Below are 490 nucleotides of genomic sequence, written 5' to 3' on the forward strand. Positions count from 1 at the left end.
GTTCTGCTTCTTTTTCGATCTGTTCTTCGACGAGGTTTGCCCAAGTATTGAACAAGCGTAGGTGAATTTGTTCGTCTGGTGTCCGCTGATCCATGAGAACTTTCAGGTCGGATTGAGAGGCCCATGGGAAAAGGCGCCACCCAGCATCAGTTCGAACACAAATGATCGGCTTGAAGTTGGCTACCGGATGCCCTTCGAAATCGATTCGCATCAATGTCACGCCCAAATCCCCGATCACTAGCTCCTTGTCCACATGGGCAACCTTGAGTTTGCCCGCCTTGATCTGTGGTAGTGCCTCAGCGAAAGCTGCATCAGCCCGTTCTCTGGTTGGACTGTCAAGATAGACTTCGTCTAGCTTGGTGGAATCACCAGCAACCGAGGCGCTAACGAACTTCTCTGCGATCTCTTTGAGCTCCGCAGCGTGCGCTGCGCCCACCAATATGAATCCAGCCAGTAATTGAAATGCGGTTCGATTCATATTCTTGTTTCT

1 protein-coding gene is annotated in these 490 nt (G+C 50.8%); it reads right to left on the reverse strand.

All coding sequences use genetic code 11. From position 1 onward, the window contains the following. A partial coding sequence (locus JIN85_RS20950; protein WP_200274516.1) for a hypothetical protein occupies positions 1-478 on the reverse strand: 478 nt, incomplete at its 3' end. Positions 479-490: the final 12 nt, after the last annotated feature.

The sequence above is a fragment of the Luteolibacter pohnpeiensis genome (assembly GCF_016595435.1).
Lineage (GTDB): Bacteria > Verrucomicrobiota > Verrucomicrobiia > Verrucomicrobiales > Akkermansiaceae > Luteolibacter > Luteolibacter pohnpeiensis.